Below are 15,283 nucleotides of genomic sequence, written 5' to 3'. Positions count from 1 at the left end.
CGTGTTTAGATGCGGCACCATTGCCATTGTTGGGCGTCCTAATATGGGTAAATCAACTCTTCTGAATGCGTTGGTTGGTCAGAAGATCAGCATTACCTCTCGTAAGGCGCAAACTACACGCCATCGTATTTTGGGAATTCAGAATCGCGAAGAAGCGCAGTTTATCTTTATCGATACCCCAGGCTTTCAGACGCGTTTAATGAATACATTAAACAAGGCGTTAAATCGTACTGTCACCACTGCCTTACAGGACGTGAATGTCGCTTGCTTCGTGGTTGAGGCTGGGTACTTTGGTGAAGATGATAAAAAGGTATTAAAGCTACTGCCAGATGACTTGCCGGTTGTACTGGTTTTAAATAAATTAGATTTGTTTAATAGTCGCTTTCAGACTCCATCAGAACGTGACCAAGCACTCCTTAGCTTCATTAAAGAAATGGCTCGCCCTTGGTGCGAACTAGGTGGCCATGAAGATCAGAAGTGTGAGTTTGCTGAGATCGTGCCGATGAGCGCCAAGAGTCCTGGTGATATTGAAAGATTGTTAGATGTTCTTGAGGGCTACCTGCCTGAGGCTGAGGCTGTCTATGATGGCGACACTATTACCGATCGCAGCGAGCGCTTCTTAGCTGCTGAGATTCTGCGTGAAAAAGTATTCCGCTTTACCGGTGAAGAACTGCCTTACACCAGCACGGTAGTAATCGACCAGTTCAAGATGGATGGCAAGATGCGTCGTATTGCGGCAACCATTTTGGTTGATCGCGATAGTCACAAGGCAATGATCATTGGTCAAAAGGGTGAGCGTCTCAAGAAGATTTCGACAGATGCCCGTATTGATATGGAAAAACTCTTTGATGGCAAAGTCTTTTTAGAGACTTGGGTCAAAGTGAAGCGCGGCTGGGCGGATGATCGTGCTGAATTGCGGGCTCAGGGTCTGGAATAAGTTTCATGGCCTCGATTCGTATTGCTGACGAGCCTGCTTTTGTATTGCATAGCATTCCCTATAAAGAGACCAGCTTAATTCTGGATGTCTTTACTCGGCAATATGGCCGCATGGCTTTGATTGCTAAGGGCGCTAAGCGTCCACACTCCACTCTAAGACCGGTATTGCAGCGCTTTCAACCGCTCCTCGTTTCTTGGAGTGGTAAATCAGAGCTCCGCACTTTAACGAAGTCAGAGTGGGTGGGGGGTACACCTTCTTTGGTTGGCGATGCTTTGCTCTGTGGCTTTTATCTCAATGAGTTGCTCGTCAAATTTTTAGCACGTGAAGATGATTACGAAAAACTCTACGATCGCTATTCTGAGACTATTAATGCTTTATCGAATCTGGAGTTTGAGTCTAAGGGCTTAGAAGAGATTTTGCGTCCATTTGAGTTATCACTCTTGCAAGAGACGGGTTATGCGGCTGCCTTGGATCGCTGCGTTGAAACCAATGAGGCGCCCATGGCTCAAGAGCAATACATCTATCAACCAGAGCGGGGTGTTCGCCCAGTTCAAGCGGATGATCCAGGACATTGGCCCGTTCTTACCGGTAAATCCCTTTTAGCGATTGCAGCGGGAGATTTCTCAGACCCTGAGACGCTTTCTGAGAGTAAGCAATTAATGCGTTTTCTTCTTGGCCTACACTTGCAGGATCAGGTATTGACGACTCGCCAAATTTTGATTGATTTAAAGAAAATCTAGTAATCTACAGAGATGAGCAGCCATCCAAGCCTTGAACTGGGTATCAATATCGATCACGTCGCCACTTTGCGTAATGCACGAGGCACCATCTACCCTGATCCGTTAAGAGCGGCAACGTTGGCTGAGGAGGCGGGTGCAGATCTCATTACGTTACATCTGCGCGAAGATCGTCGCCATATTAAAGATGCCGATTTATTGGCACTTCGCCCACTCATCAAAACCCGTATGAATTTAGAGTGTGCGGTAACGCCTGAGATGATTGATATTGCGTGCCAAGTAAAGCCGCACGACGTCTGTTTAGTCCCAGAGAAACGTGAAGAAGTTACTACTGAAGGTGGTTTGGATGTCTTAGGGCATTTTGAGGCGGTGAGGGCTGCCACAAAAAAATTAGTTGATGCTGGTATTCGGGTATCTCTATTCATTGATCCAGAAGAAAAACAAATTCAAGCGGCCAAAGAAGTTGGTGCAACTGTAGTGGAATTACATACCGGTCGTTACGCGGATTTATCTGGAGCTGATCAGGCGGTAGAGCTTGAGCGTATTCGTAAGGCGGCGATATTTGGAAAAAGTATTGGCCTGAGAGTCAATGCGGGCCATGGTTTGCATGAGGGTAATGTCAAACCAGTAGCAGCCATTGTTGAATTATCCGAGCTCAATATTGGCCATGCCATTGTTGCTGAGGCTTTATTCAAAGGGTGGCAAAAAGCAATCATCGATATGAAAGCCTTGATGGATCAGGGCAGAGCCAGTGCTTAAGTATTAATAACGGCAAATAACAAAAAGCCATTACAGTAAATATGATCATCGGCATAGGCACAGACATTCTGCAGATTGAGCGCTTACAAGCGGCTTACGATCGCACTAATGGCCGCTTAGCTGAAAAAATTCTGGGGCCAGACGAGATGCTGGTATTTCAGCATCGCCTTGCCAGAAACCATAAGCGGGGCATTGCGTTCTTGGCCACACGCTTTGCAGCCAAGGAGGCCTTCTCAAAAGCGATTGGCTTGGGAATGAGAATGCCTATGACTTGGCGTTCACTCCAAACCCTAAATGAGCCTAGTGGCAAACCAATTACTTCTTACTTAGGAGCTTTGGCGCTATTTATGATAGAAAAAAATTGGGAAGCTCACGTTACTGTGAGTGATGAACAGGATATGGCAATTGCGCATGTCATCGTTACTCAAAAGTAAATAAAAAATACAGTTGAAATAGAGGAAGAAATGAGTAAGTCAACCATGGCCCCCGGCCCAGTCACTCTGGATGTAGTTGGTCTGGAATTAAATGCCGAGGATCGTCGACGCATCTTGCATCCCCTGACTGGTGGCGTTATTTTATTCGGTAGAAACTTTGCTAATCGTCAGCAGCTCATTAAATTAACTGCTGCCATTAAGAAGCTGCGCCCTGATGTGCTTATATCCATTGATCATGAGGGTGGTCGAGTGCAGCGTGCAAGAACAGACGGCTTTACCCACTTACCAGCTATGCGTAAATTGGGTGAATTGTGGAGTGCTAAAAATAAATCAACTCATGCTGCAGAATCTGCTGCTATCGCAATGGCTGCAGCAACAGCTTGTGGATATGTGCTTGCTACTGAACTGCGTGCTTGTGGAGTTGACTTCAGTTTTACTCCGGTGCTGGATTTAGATTTTGGCAGAAGCGGCGTGATTGGCGATCGATCTTTTAGTCGTGATCCACAAATAGTCTTTGCTTTGTCGAAAAGTTTGAACGAAGGTTTGCGTCTTGCTGGCATGGCCAACTGCGGCAAGCATTTCCCTGGGCATGGCTGGGCTGAGGCTGATTCACACGTGGCCATCCCAGTGGATGAGCGTCCTTTAAAAGAAATCTTGAATGATGATGCCAAGCCTTACGAGTGGTTAGATCTAAGTCTGGCATCAGTAATGCCTGCACATGTAATTTATCCAAAGGTAGATAAGAACCCAGCAGGATTTTCTAAGATTTGGCTTCACTCCATTCTGCGTCAAGAGTTGGGTTTTGAAGGCGTGATCTTCAGCGACGACCTATCCATGGAAGGTGCAAGCGTTGCAGGATCGGTAGTGAAGGGTGCAGAAATGGCGCTAGAGGCTGGTTGCGATGCGGTATTAATCTGCAATCGCCCAGACCTTGCAGATCAGCTATTAAGTAAGCTAAAGGTATCAAAAGCTAAGCAGGAAGAGTCAAAAGCGCGTTTAAATAAGTTAATGCCGACAGCGCTTGCATTGGGTTGGGATGAATTGCAGAACGAGGCTCAGTACCAGCACGCTAAAGGCCTGCTTGTGCAGTTAGGTTTGATTGCTGAGTAAGTTAAATTCATTTGTAGAAATAAAAAAGCCCGGCATGCCGGGCTTTTTAACATCTGTAGCCAGCTAATTAGTTAGCGCGGCTACGATATTCGCCGGTGCGAGTATCGATCTCGATCTTGTCACCAGTGTTGCAGAACAAAGGAACTTGCAATTCATAGCCAGTTGCTAATTTTGCGTTCTTCAATACCTTACCTGAGCTGGTATCACCTTTAACTGCTGGCTCTGTGTAAATGATTTCACGAACCAATGAGTTAGGCATTGCTACTGAGAGTGCTTTACCTTCGTAGAACACCACTTCGCATGGCATGCTTTCTTCAAGGTAGTTCAATGCATCACCCATGAACTCAGCTTCAACCTCGTACTGGTTGTATTCAGTATCCATAAACACATACATCGGATCTGCGAAATAAGAGTAAGTACATTCTTTCTTATCAAGAATCACAACATCAAACTTGTCATCCGCTTTGTAAACGCCTTCGTTCGGTGCACCAGTTAACAAATTCTTAAATTTCATTTTCACAACAGAGGAGTTGCGGCCAGAGCGGCTATATTCGGCCTTTAAAACGACCTGGGCATCGGTGCCGATCATCACTACGTTACCAACGCGGAGTTCTTGTGCTGTTTTCATCTTGCTATTCCTGGGGGCAGAGCTAATTTTCTGCGGTTTTTATCAAAAACAAGATTGTAACCGCCCGCAAGTCTTTATTGCTTGGGATTAGGCGACAAAGCGGATTAAACGCGCTGGCAAGCCGCCATCTGCTTGTTTTTCAAGTAAATGGGTGCGCCAGTGCTTGGCATGCGCATTCCAGCGGTTTAAGTCCCTAAACCATTCGCTGGGCATAGCCCAAGTCATGGCGGCAATCGTAGCTAGCCTCAATTCTTGGTTGGCCTCTCCCAGATAGAGATCCAGAAAAGCTGCTAATTTCACTTCATGGGCGCGGTCTTCTTGAGGGTAGATATGCCAAATAAATGGTTTGCCAGCAAGTTGAGCGCGTACAAAAGAGTCTTCCCCTCGAACAATGTTGATGTCGCATTGCGATAGCGCCCAGTCATATTCATCCTGAGATACAAATGGCATTGAGAGCAGTTGGAGATTGTTGGGTAGAGAGATGGGGTTCTCTCCATAAAGACTGAGTTGCTCAGCATGACCATGGGCAAGCAAGACATCAACATCTTCACCAAGACGGCCTAAGTCAGCTAGCCATTTTTTAAGTGGCGCACCTGGGTAGCAAAAGATGCTGATCCGTTTTGCACCAGGACGTAACTTGGACCATGTAGCCTTCAGATCGTCAGGAATATTTTTTGCCACAAGATGGCCTTCTGCTGGAATGGGGTCCAGCAATAGCCCACCCACCTCATCCTGAAAGCCGGGAAAGAAAAAATATTTCGGAATGCCGTGTGACTGAGGTGACGCTTTACCATGAAAATCAATTACCCAGGGCTCTGCGCTCAAGTATTCCAAGTTAATGATGATAGGTTTGACCGGGGCGATAAATAGGCCTGCCAAGTAACGTTCTGGTAATTCACAGCCAAAGGCCTCAATCACAACATCGGGTATTTGTACTGGGTGACGAGCATTAGCATGGCTAGCCTCCCATGGCTGCATATCAATTTTTTGCTTAATGGATGGGTCTACTCCAGATGCGAGTAAATTAAGGGTTGGCAGATCATCGCAAAAAATACGAACCTCTTGCCCATGAATGCTTGATAAGCTTCGGGCTAGACGCCAGCAAACACCGGCATCACCATAGTTATCGACGATTTGGCAGAAAATATCCCAACGCATGAGTAATTCGCTTTTTGAAACCCTTCAGCAGGATGTTAAACGGCTACCCGGATTACCGGGGGTATATCGCTTTTTTGATGAAGCGGGACATATTCTGTATGTAGGCAAAGCGCGCAACCTCAAAAAGCGTGTCTCTAGTTATTTCCAGCGCACCCAGTTATCACCGCGTATCGAGCTGATGGTGGGCAAAATTGCCCGCTATGAGACAACGGTAACACGGACTGAAACGGAAGCCCTCATTCTAGAGAATAATCTTATTAAAGAGTTGGCTCCCCCATTCAATATTCTCTTTCGTGATGACAAGTCTTACCCCTATGTGATGTTAACTGGGCATCAGTTCCCAAGGCTAGCCTCGTACCGAGGAAAAGTGGATAAGCGCAATCATTACTTTGGACCATTTCCGAATAGCTGGGCAGTGCGAAATAGCGTGCAGATTCTTCAAAAAGTATTCCGCTTAAGAACTTGCGAGGATTCTGTTTTCAAGAATCGCAGCCGTCCTTGCCTCTTGCATCAGATTCATCGCTGCAGTGCCCCATGCGTCGGTCGCCTTAGTGTTGAGCAGTATGGGCAAGATGTTGCTCAAGCTACCCGCTTTTTAGAGGGTGATCACAGCCGAGTGTTATCCGAGCTTGAAAAAGAAATGCACAAGCATAGCCAAGCAATGGAGTTTGAGATGGCTGCGGTGTTGCGAGATCGCATTGCTGACTTATCTAGTGTCTTGCAGCAACAGTCGATGGATACCGTTGCCGAAGGTGAGGGTGATGTGGATGTGATCGCTGTAGCACAAATGGAGGGTATGGTTTGTGTGAACTTAGCTATGATTCGTGGCGGCCGTCACTTGGGTGATAGAGCCTATTTCCCTAAAGGTTTGCGCTCCACTTCCGGCGAGTTGCCATCCCCAGCAGAAATACTAGAAGCCTTTATTACTCAGCATTATTTAGAAGAGCATGCCGATGAGACTGCTGCGAATTTAATTCCACCGGTTCTCGTTCTAAATCATGCCCTGCAATCAGCAAGTGATGATTTGACTCAACTCAATGAATCTCCCCCGGAAGATTTACACGAGTTATTAAATGCACAAGCTGGCAGAAAAATTACTTTCTTGCACCAACCTCAAGGTCAAAGACGTCACTGGCTTGGAATGGCAGAGGGAAACGCGAAGATTGCACTTACTAAACGCTTAGTTGAGACGGGTGGGCAGTTGGCTAGGGCACGTGCATTGGCTGATATCTTGAGCCTCGAATTGGAAAGTCTTGAGCAGCTGCGCATCGAATGTTTTGATATTAGCCACACCTCTGGTGAGGCAACCCAAGCATCTTGTGTGGTGTATGCCAAAAACGCAATGCAGTCGAGTGAGTATCGACGGTTCAATATTAATGACATCACACCAGGTGATGATTACGCAGCTATGCGCCAGGTCTTGCAGAGACGCTACGCTAATTTTCAAGAACTGCCTGTTGAAAAGATTCCTCAAGTGATTTTGATTGACGGCGGTAAAGGCCAGGTAGAAACGGCAAGACAAGTTCTTTCTGAATTTGGCATGGATGTTGGTTTGATTGTGGGCGTTGCTAAGGGTGAAGGCCGTAAGGTTGGACTGGAAACACTCATTTTTGTAGATGGACGTAAGGCGTTGGAGTTGGGTATAGATAGTGCGGCATTGCTATTAGTAGCTCAGATACGGGATGAGGCGCACCGCTTTGCGATTACTGGCATGCGAGCTAAACGCGCTAAGGCTAGGACAATCTCCCGTCTAGAGGAGATTGAGGGCATTGGTGCCAAGCGACGTCAAAAGTTGTTGGCTCGTTTTGGCGGCTTAAAGGGCGTCTCTAATGCCAGTATCGAAGAGATTGCCAGTGTTGAGGGTGTCTCCTTAACGCTCGCTGAACAGATATATCGTCAGCTTCACTAGGAGCATTGACCGTTCTTGGTTTATGCTTATCCAATGCCTTTTAATCTTCCGATCGCTCTAACCTGGTTGCGTGTTGCAGCGATTCCGCTGTTGGTAGCTATTTTTTATCTTCCCAATTCTTGGCTTACTCCGTTTGATAAGAATCTGATTGCAGCAATCATCTTTATCTCTGCTGCCATTACTGATTGGTTGGATGGTTTCTTGGCCCGCTGTTTAAAACAAGAGTCTGCATTTGGCCAATTTTTAGATCCGGTTGCAGACAAGCTGATTGTTGCAGCTGCACTATTGGTTTTATTGAATATGGATCGCGTTCAAGTTTGGGTTGCACTCATCATCATTGGTCGTGAAATCACGATCTCCGCCCTGAGAGAGTGGATGGCTTTATTGGGAGCCGGAAAAAGTGTGGCAGTTCATATGGTTGGTAAGCTCAAAACGACTGCTCAACTCGTAGCCATTCCCTTTTTATTGCTCAATGACACCTTATTTGGTTGGTTAAATTGTGCGCAAGTAGGTACCTGGTTAATTTGGATTGCCTCCTTTTTAACGCTTTGGTCGATGTTCTATTACATGAAAAAGGCCTTGCCTCAGCTCGCCGGAAAAATAGACTAAGTGTTGTAAAGCCCAGCCAGTTAAGCTTTTCAGGGGGATTGAATTCCCTTGGCTTTTAGGTTTTGCTGGGAATAATGCTTTCTTGCAGATTGTTTGTTAAACTACTGCCCTGTTATGCGGGAATAGCTCAGCTGGTAGAGCGATACCTTGCCAAGGTATAGGTCGGGAGTTCGAACCTCCTTTCCCGCTCCAAGTTCGATGGGAAGCCCTCAAAAGCTTCCCATTTTTGATTCAAGAGTATGGCGCGTTGGCCGAGTGGTTAGGCAGGAGCCTGCAAAGCTTCGTACGGGGGTTCGATTCCCTCACGCGCCTCCAGTAATTTGTCTTGACGAATTAGGCGCATCACCTAAAATACTTTTAACTATCGTAAGTAAAAAGTGTCAACCACCTTAATCAAGCACAACCCACATGATCACAATTCAAACTTTGAAAATCAGTGCCCTCGCATTATTTTTATCAGCACTCTTGGGTGCATGCGCTAGTTCGGGAGATTCTCCCACTGGTACAGCAGAAGAGATTCAAGAGGTGCAGTCCCAACTTTTGGGTGACATGCCTTTACCGCAAGGCGCACGACTGTCTGGTGGTGATTCCATCATTATTGGCCGTGGCAACGAATGGGTTGGTAGAGCGGTAGTCAATGCACTTCAAGGTGCAACTGATGTCTACGCATTTTTCCAATCAGAATATCCAAAGGGTGGCTGGACAATAGTGACTGCTGTGAAAGCAAAAACGAGTATTTTGGTTTTCACTAAAGGCGATAGAACTGCTACTGTTGAAATCGTGGATGGATCTCTTGGCGGTCCTAAGTCAGTCATCATCGTGACCTCTTCACCAAAGAACGCAAACGTAGTTGCTCCAACTCGTAAATGATTTGACTGAGTAACGTAGTAAATAAAAAAGGCCTCTAACCAAGAGGCCTTTTGCTTTAGGGGCTTGAGCTTAAAGCCCTTCAGCCCTTATCAAGCCAACTGCCTGGCCTTCAATGGCAAAGTTGGGCTGACGATCGTCAACCAAAATGTTTTTGAAGTCTGGGTTCTCTGCTTGCAATTCGATGACCATGCCGCTCGCAGTTTTCTTTTGTTGCCAACGCTTCACAGTCACTTCATCATCAAGGCGAGCAACAACAATGTCACCGTTGCGAACTTCGGTTGTCTTTCTTACGGCTAAATAATCGCCATCCAGAATGCCGGCATCGCGCATACTCATGCCTTTTACTTTTAATAAGTAATCAGCACCTTTGCTAAATAAATTTGGATCAACCGGAACATGCTTTTCAATATGTTCCACAGCCATGATTGGGGATCCAGCGGCAACACGACCAATTAATGGCAACGTGAGTTGTTGTAATGCGCCTGACGGTAAAGAAAGCTGGCGGTATTTATTGCTATTGTGCGATTGATTAAATCGTTGCGGAATCCGAATGCCGCGTGAAGTGCCGGGCGTTAATTCGATATAACCTTTTTTGGCAAGTGCGCGCAGATGTTCTTCGGCAGCATTGGCAGAGGCAAATCCGAGTTGGGTGGCTATCTCTGCACGGGTTGGCGGCAGACCACTTTCATCGATGGCCTTAGTAATCAACTCCAAAATCTCATTCTGACGTGGAGTGAGCTTGGGGAGGGCAGTCAGCCCCTCCGGAAAATCGACTGTGTTTATGTCCATACTGGGATTGTATACAGCAGTATTTGATAGATCAAGCTATTTAAGGGGGATAATGGGGTATGAGCTCTCAACAAAATACTCCTGAAACCTCACCCCACATTTTAGTGTTGGGTATGGGTGGCACGATCGCCGGCTTGGCACCGAGCCCGGCAGATAAACCTCTGCAATATGAAGCTGGCCAGGTCGAGGTTTCCTCTTTGCTTGCCCATATTCAATCTGCCGTTCCAGAAGGCATTAGCTTAGTTTCAAGGCAGGTTGCCAACATCAATAGTCGCAATCTGACAGAGCCCTTATTAACAATTTTGGGTGAAACTGTGATAGAGGCCCTTGCTAATACCTTGGTTAAAGGCATAGTGGTCACTCACGGAACTGACACGATTGAGGAGACGGGTGTCTTTTTGCAGCTGACTTGCGGTAAATATGCTCAAAATTTAGGCAAAAGAGTCATCTTGACTGGCGCCATGTTGCCGTCCAATGCACCTAAGGCGGATGGCCCATCCAACTTGCTAGACGCTATTCGTTGGGCATCTAGCCCATTAGATGATTGCCCAGGCGGCATATATGCCGTAATGGATGGCAGAGGTTGTTTGGCCATGGACCTAGCAAAACGCCACGGTAGCGCCCTCAATGCGCCCATCCAAGCTTCTCCTAGCAGCTCAGTTGGGTTGATTAATCCATCCTGGTTGTCGGGCGTGAAGGCAGTTCAGGCGCTTTGGAGTGAGGATTTGCCTATTCCTAAGGAGGGTGAATGGCCTTGGGTAGAGATATTGACGAGCCATGCAGGCGCTCGCTCAGAAACGATTACCCATTGGCTAAACTCCAAAGTAAAGGGCTTGGTCCTTGCGGGTTCGGGTATGGGGGGCTTTCATGATGCGTGGAGAGATCCCCTGGGGGCAGCAGTAAAGCATGGAATTGCCTTGGTGAGAACTACTAGAACGGGCGCGGGTGAAACCCTGTCCGATTTGCCTGAAAAGGACATTGGCGGGTGTTTGGCATCAGGCAGTCTTACTGCTCCTAGGGCCAGAATTGCACTCCAGCTAGCGTTGAATGCCGAAAAACAGGCTCAAATAGCTGGTAAATCCCTGACTTGGCAGGATTTTTTTGCTAGAATAGCGATCTTGCCTGTAATACGGTAAGTGCTGAAAAGCAGTTGTAAAAGTGTTGTTAGCAGTACCTACAATTTGTTACTACCTTGTCACACTGGCGCTGAGTTCACAACCATCAGAACTTAGCAAGACGCCCAGGTGACTCTATCCTTAAGGAGTGTTAGATGCGTCATTATGAAATCGTCTTTATCGTCCATCCGGACCAAAGCGAGCAAGTGCCAGCGATGATCGATCGTTACAAAGCTACATTAGCAGCTGCGGGCGGCAAAATTCATCGTATGGAAGATTGGGGTCGTCGTCAGATGGCTTACATGATCGACAAGCTTGCTAAAGCCCATTACGTTTGCATGAACATTGAGTGCGACCAGAAAACTCTGGAAGAGCTCGAGCATGCGTTCAAATTTAACGATGCTGTTTTGCGTCACCTCATCATCAAGACTAAGAAAGCTGAAACAGAGCCTTCCATCATGATGAAAGAAGTGCAACGTGAAGAAGCACGTAAATCTGCTCAAGCCGACGCTCCTGTAGCGACAGCCTAAGTTAGAAATTTGAAGAGGAATACACAGACTAGAAAACGTATCAGAGAAGCGGAGCGGCGTTGAATCATTTCACCCTCACTGCAATCTTGGTATCTAAAGACGCGATTCGATTTACACCAGCAGGAATACCGGTGATGCATTGCCAGCTAGAACATAGCGGCCAAGCAAACGAGGTAGGAGTGGCAAGGAAAATTCAGATGAACGTTGAAGCCATCACAATCGGTCCGATACAAAAGGACTTAGAGCGAATGGATTTAGGAACTGAGGCAGTGTTTGAGGGATTCTTAGCACCCAAGACTCTACGTAATCAAAGACTTGTTTTCCATATTACCCATATTCAATTGAAAAATTAAAGAGGAAATCATCATGGCGTTTGGAAAGAAACCCGATTTCAAAAAGAAACCAGCTCAGAACCCATTGTTCAAGCGTAAGCGTTATTGCCGTTTCACTGTTGCTGGCGTAGAACAGATTGACTACAAAGATGTAGATACATTGAAGGACTTCATTGGCGAAAACGCCAAGATCACTCCTGCTCGTTTGACAGGCACAAAAGCAAAGTATCAGCGTCAGTTAGACACTGCTATCAAGCGTGCTCGTTACTTGGCTTTATTGCCATTCTCCGATCAACATAAGAAATAATTGGGAGCCCTCAATGCAAATCATTCTTTTAGAAAAAGTAACTAACCTGGGCAACCTTGGCGACGTAGTTCGCGTTAAAGACGGTTTCGCTCGTAACTTTTTAATCCCACAACGTAAAGCCCGTCGTGCAACTGAAGCAGCAATTGCTGATTTTGCAGTTCGTCGTGCTGAGTTGGAAAAATTGGCTGCTGAGAAATTGGCTGCTGCTGAAGTAGTTGGCGCAAAGCTTAAGGACTTGGTTCTCGAAATTGGTCAAAAAGCGGGTGTTGACGGTCGTTTGTTTGGTTCTGTAACCAATCATGACATCGCTGATGCTTTGAAAGCTAAAGGCTTCACAATTGAGAAGTCTTCAGTACGCATGCCTACTGGCCCATTGAAAATGGTTGGTGATCACCCTGTAGCGGTTGCTGTTCATACCGACGTAGTTGCAGACATCACCATTCGTGTAGTTGGCGAGCAAGCTTAAGTCTTAGATCTGTAAACTAGCCACATGGCTGAATCCCGTTCACGTTCCGTTACGCTGAATCCCGGCATGATGGGTTCTGGGGATGCAGTCGTGCAGGCTTTAAAAGTTCCGCCGCATTCTGTAGAAGCCGAGCAATCACTGCTCGGCGGTCTACTGATCGATAACTCTTCTTGGGATAACCTGGGTGGAGTATTAAACGATAAAGATTTCTATCGCCCCGAACATGCTTTGATCTACAAGGCAATTGCTCGTTTGGTTGGCGACAATCATCCCGCTGACGTCATTACTGTTCATGATGCAATTAAATCTGAACAGGGTGGTGATTTGGTTGGTATTGATTACCTAAATTCATTGGCGCAAAACACTCCCAGTGCAGCGAACATTAAAGGCTATGCCGATATTGTTCGTGACCGCAGTATTTTGCGTCGCCTGATCGAAGTTTCTGACAGCATTGTTAATTCAGCATTTGTTCCTGAGGGACGTACTGTTAGAACGCTGTTGGATGAAGCTGAGTCACGCATTCTTCAGATTGGCGAAGAAGGTAGTCGCAAAGCCGACTATCTTGAGATTGAGCCTTTACTGAAAGCTGTTGTTGCCCGCATTGATGAGCTCTATAACCGCCAAGGTGGAAGCGACATCACCGGTATTGCAACTGGCTTCATAGATTTAGATAAGCAAACTAGCGGCCTGCAAAAAGGTGACTTAGTGATTGTTGCGGGTCGTCCTTCTATGGGTAAAGCTCAGCCTCTAGATGCAAAAGTGAAAACGGTTGATGGCTGGAAGTTGATGGGTGATTTGCGTTTTGGCGATCGCCTGGCTTCCGTTGATGGCCAGCATTCAATGGTTACCGGTATTTATCCGCAAGGTCTTAAGCAGATATACAAAGTTACATTTTCTGATGGTCGTCAAGCTGAGTGTTGTGATGAGCATCTCTGGCGGGTGATGTATCGCGATTGGTCCGAGCCACGCGTTGTCAATACCACCCGATTAATGGAAATGCTGCAATGTGTTCGATATAAAAATAGATTGTGGATTGATCCTGTTTCGGGTGACTTTGGCCACTCGAATGCATTGCCAATTCATCCATGGGTTTTAGGTGCGTTGCTAGGTGATGGCACTCTAGCCCTTTCTCATGGATCAGTTATGTTTTCAACTAAGTCACCTGAGCTTGTAGAACGCATGAATTTGCTTGCGAACTATGAGATGGAGTTGGTGCATGCTAATGCATATGACTGGAGAATAGTCTCTAAAGCTAGAATTGCAGCCAATGGTGCACGTCAAGCAGTTCCAACAAATTATTTCAGATCTGCATTGCAGGATATAGGTGTTCTTGGCTGCAGAAGTTTTGATAAATATATTCCTGCTACTTATCTAGAGGCGAACAAGACTTCTCGTCTCGCATTATTCCAGGGATTGATGGATACCGATGGGTGGATTGAGAAGTGGGGTTCTATTCGTTTCTGTACGGCGAGTAAGCAATTGTCTGAAGACGTTGCGGCTTTAGCCAGGTCTTTGGGTGGCTTTTGCTCAACAGCACAGAAAAAATCAAGCTACACCTACAAGGGTGAAAAGAAGCAAGGCCGCTTATATTATGTTTTAAATATGAGTTTTGGTCCCGGTTTTCAAGCTTTTACTCTGCCCGAAAAGACTGAAAGATTAAGAGCAAGCTGGGATCGCCAACGTAGACTTTCATTTCAAAGTATTGAGCCTTCCAGGATGTCTGAGGCGCAATGTATTTCAGTTAGTCACCCCCAAAGAACTTACGTAACGAATGATTATGTCGTTACTCACAACACTGCATTTGCATTAAATATCGCCGAGAACGTTGCGCTTGCTGAAGGCTTGCCTGTTGTGGTGTTTTCTATGGAGATGTCGGGTGAGCAATTGGCTGCCCGTTTGCTTGGATCAGTAGGGCGCGTAGACCAAGGTCGTATGCGTACTGGTAAGCTGCAAGACGATGAGTGGCCACGCGTCACAGATGCAATTGCTCGCTTAAGTAATACCCAAATTCTGATTGATGAGACTGGTTCTTTATCAAGCTTAGAGTTGCGTGCACGCGCACGTCGCATTGCCAGAAACTTTGGTGGCACCCTTGGTCTAGTAGTAATTGACTACTTGCAGTTGATGAGTGGCTCTGGTTCTGAAAACCGCGCAACCGAGATTTCAGAAATCTCCCGCTCACTCAAGTCACTCGCAAAAGAATTGCAGTGTCCTGTAGTGGCGCTCTCCCAGTTAAATCGTGGTCTTGAGCAACGTCCTAATAAGCGTCCAATCATGTCTGACTTACGTGAGTCAGGTGCTATCGAGCAAGATGCCGACTTAATTATGTTCATCTATCGTGATGAGGTTTATCACCCGGACACTACCACCGATAAAGGTATGGCTGAGATTATCATTGGTAAACAACGTAACGGTCCGATTGGAACTGTGCGCTTAAGCTGGCAAGGTCCGTATACCAAGTTTGATAACTTAGCGATGGGCTCTGTTGGTTACTCTTCTGGTGGATACGAGCCTTTTTAAATCCAAATAAGAAAACAAATTGCCCAAAGAAAAAGCCTCACACTGTGAGGCTTTTTTTATTCGGCAATTAAGC

17 protein-coding genes and 2 tRNA genes are annotated in these 15,283 nt (G+C 46.4%); 16 read left to right on the top strand and 3 right to left on the bottom strand.

Annotated elements, in window-relative coordinates; genetic code table 11:
• The first annotated feature begins 1 nt into the window (after position 1).
• From era to nagZ, 5 genes are read left to right on the top strand one after another with little or no spacing between them, the layout of a single operon-like run.
• Positions 2-937: a GTPase Era gene (gene era, locus AOC28_RS06435; protein ID WP_072583133.1), complete on the top strand. Its 936-nt coding sequence runs from the start codon at positions 2-4 to the stop codon at positions 935-937.
• Positions 938-942: 5 nt separating this feature from the next.
• On the top strand, positions 943-1,677 hold the full coding sequence (recO, locus tag AOC28_RS06430) for a DNA repair protein RecO (RefSeq protein ID WP_072583132.1): 735 nt from the start codon (positions 943-945) through the stop codon (positions 1,675-1,677).
• A gap of 12 nt (positions 1,678-1,689) precedes the next feature.
• On the top strand, positions 1,690-2,433 hold the full coding sequence (gene pdxJ / locus AOC28_RS06425; RefSeq protein ID WP_072583131.1) for a pyridoxine 5'-phosphate synthase: 744 nt from the start codon (positions 1,690-1,692) through the stop codon (positions 2,431-2,433).
• 41 nt (positions 2,434-2,474) lie between these two features.
• Complete coding sequence (acpS, locus tag AOC28_RS06420; protein WP_072583130.1) at positions 2,475-2,867, top strand: holo-ACP synthase; 393 nt, start codon at positions 2,475-2,477, stop codon at positions 2,865-2,867.
• Between the two features lie 30 nt (positions 2,868-2,897).
• Positions 2,898-3,977, top strand: coding sequence for a beta-N-acetylhexosaminidase (nagZ, locus tag AOC28_RS06415; protein ID WP_072583129.1), 1,080 nt, complete (start codon positions 2,898-2,900; stop codon positions 3,975-3,977).
• 67 nt (positions 3,978-4,044) lie between these two features.
• Here the strand turns inward: nagZ and efp are convergent, their stop codons facing one another.
• Entirely contained in the window at positions 4,045-4,605 is a 561-nt protein-coding gene (gene efp, locus AOC28_RS06410; protein ID WP_072583128.1) for an elongation factor P, read from the bottom strand.
• A gap of 87 nt (positions 4,606-4,692) precedes the next feature.
• Positions 4,693-5,763, bottom strand: coding sequence for an elongation factor P maturation arginine rhamnosyltransferase EarP (gene earP / locus AOC28_RS06405; protein WP_072583127.1), 1,071 nt, complete (start codon positions 5,761-5,763; stop codon positions 4,693-4,695).
• Between earP and uvrC the strand changes: the two genes are divergently transcribed.
• The 5 genes from uvrC to AOC28_RS06380 all read left to right on the top strand — a co-directional run bounded on the left by uvrC (position 5,762) and on the right by AOC28_RS06380 (position 9,151).
• Positions 5,762-7,672 (top strand): excinuclease ABC subunit UvrC, encoded by a 1,911-nt coding sequence (gene uvrC / locus AOC28_RS06400; protein ID WP_072583126.1) that lies wholly within the window; start codon positions 5,762-5,764, stop codon positions 7,670-7,672. The genes earP and uvrC overlap by 2 nt on opposite strands.
• Positions 7,673-7,705: 33 nt before the next feature.
• Entirely contained in the window at positions 7,706-8,281 is a 576-nt protein-coding gene (gene pgsA / locus AOC28_RS06395; protein WP_072583125.1) for a CDP-diacylglycerol--glycerol-3-phosphate 3-phosphatidyltransferase, read from the top strand.
• A 116-nt stretch (positions 8,282-8,397) separates the two neighbouring features.
• Positions 8,398-8,473: transfer RNA gene (locus AOC28_RS06390), tRNA-Gly, on the top strand.
• Between the two features lie 49 nt (positions 8,474-8,522).
• A tRNA-Cys gene (locus AOC28_RS06385) sits at positions 8,523-8,596 on the top strand.
• Positions 8,597-8,689: 93 nt separating this feature from the next.
• On the top strand, positions 8,690-9,151 hold the full coding sequence (locus AOC28_RS06380) for a hypothetical protein (RefSeq protein ID WP_072583124.1): 462 nt from the start codon (positions 8,690-8,692) through the stop codon (positions 9,149-9,151).
• A 69-nt stretch (positions 9,152-9,220) separates the two neighbouring features.
• Here the strand turns inward: AOC28_RS06380 and lexA are convergent, their stop codons facing one another.
• Entirely contained in the window at positions 9,221-9,940 is a 720-nt protein-coding gene (gene lexA, locus AOC28_RS06375) for a transcriptional repressor LexA (protein WP_072583123.1), read from the bottom strand.
• Positions 9,941-9,999: 59 nt separating this feature from the next.
• Here lexA and AOC28_RS06370 point away from each other — a divergent pair, with 59 nt between their 5' ends.
• The 6 genes from AOC28_RS06370 (at position 10,000) to dnaB (ending at position 15,210) form a co-directional block, all read left to right on the top strand.
• Complete coding sequence (locus tag AOC28_RS06370) at positions 10,000-11,076, top strand: asparaginase (protein WP_072583122.1); 1,077 nt, start codon at positions 10,000-10,002, stop codon at positions 11,074-11,076.
• 134 nt (positions 11,077-11,210) lie between these two features.
• On the top strand, positions 11,211-11,585 hold the full coding sequence (gene rpsF / locus AOC28_RS06365; protein ID WP_072583121.1) for a 30S ribosomal protein S6: 375 nt from the start codon (positions 11,211-11,213) through the stop codon (positions 11,583-11,585).
• 59 nt (positions 11,586-11,644) lie between these two features.
• Positions 11,645-11,938: a primosomal replication protein N gene (gene priB, locus AOC28_RS06360; protein ID WP_072583120.1), complete on the top strand. Its 294-nt coding sequence runs from the start codon at positions 11,645-11,647 to the stop codon at positions 11,936-11,938.
• A 13-nt stretch (positions 11,939-11,951) separates the two neighbouring features.
• The gene (rpsR, locus tag AOC28_RS06355; RefSeq protein ID WP_011902267.1) at positions 11,952-12,224 is read left to right on the top strand and encodes a 30S ribosomal protein S18; all 273 of its coding nucleotides are present in this window, start codon (positions 11,952-11,954) and stop codon (positions 12,222-12,224) included.
• Positions 12,225-12,237: 13 nt separating this feature from the next.
• Complete coding sequence (rplI, locus tag AOC28_RS06350; RefSeq protein ID WP_072583119.1) at positions 12,238-12,690, top strand: 50S ribosomal protein L9; 453 nt, start codon at positions 12,238-12,240, stop codon at positions 12,688-12,690.
• A gap of 24 nt (positions 12,691-12,714) precedes the next feature.
• Positions 12,715-15,210, top strand: a complete 2,496-nt coding sequence (gene dnaB, locus AOC28_RS06345; protein WP_072583118.1) for a replicative DNA helicase — start codon at positions 12,715-12,717, stop codon at positions 15,208-15,210.
• The last annotated feature ends 73 nt before the right edge of the window (positions 15,211-15,283 follow it).

Source organism: Polynucleobacter sp. MWH-Adler-W8, from assembly GCF_001889925.1.
GTDB lineage: Bacteria > Pseudomonadota > Gammaproteobacteria > Burkholderiales > Burkholderiaceae > Polynucleobacter.
This window is presented reverse-complemented; position numbering and strand designations above follow the sequence as displayed.